Annotated in this window: 1 pseudogene; it reads right to left on the minus strand. The window is 42.5% G+C overall.

The window, feature by feature from the left end:
• Window positions 1–845, minus strand: a pseudogene (locus HMPREF0645_RS12865) (transposase); the annotation flags it as partial.

An 845-nucleotide genomic window follows, 5' to 3' on the forward strand; every position in this document is an offset into this window, starting at 1 on the left:
CCAGTCTGGAAAACATCTGCGTAAGCATTATTACAGGTATAGATATTCAGCACCTACCGCTTGACGTCCTGATCCACTTGGCTGGTACAGAGATAGACCTGAAGACAAACGCTTTTATGCGACTTGTTGCATTGAGTCCGAACTTCTTTACGTCAAGTCTTTGAATAATGGCCTTGTAAAAGTTACGGATAAGTGCTGTAAGAAGAAGGAACACTGTATTCTCTGCCATGAAGGATTTGGGCAATCTGTCCCACCCGAAACCATTGTTCATATCATCGAAGATACGTTGGATTTCATCCTTCGTTTTCTCGCCATGGCATAATTAAAGCGAGCTTTATTCTGCTCATTTGGCTTAACGAAAACGTTCCTTTCCTCCACGAAGGTTATAGAACTCGACAATTTCTCTTACGGAAGAATCATAGTCGTCAGTCAGGATACAACGGTATGTGTATTCTCCTTCCCAAAAATCCTGCACACCATCCTTCCGTTTCTGTCTTTGAATCACAAGTCGATATGCTTTACCTTTCCACTTCTCAACAAGGATAGAGTTCAATTCAAACTCAATGGCATTGATTTCCTCAGTTTTCCAGCCTTTGAGAGCAAAGGTGTCAGTGTAGATCGAACTGCAGCGGTTAGCACGGATATAGAAAGACTTGCAGTGTTTTTCTATTTCCTCCACGATTTCCTCGGAACATGATCCACAATCAGCTCTGAAGCGATTGATAGTGAGCCCATTCTGTTCAAATCTCTCAAAGGACCTCTTCAGCGTGTCCTTCTGATGGAAACGAACATTTGTGTTACCATCGCTATTCTCTATACCAACTATCAAATCGCCAATAACCGCC

It is taken from the genome of Hallella bergensis DSM 17361 (assembly GCF_000160535.1).
GTDB classification, from domain to species: domain Bacteria; phylum Bacteroidota; class Bacteroidia; order Bacteroidales; family Bacteroidaceae; genus Prevotella; species Prevotella bergensis.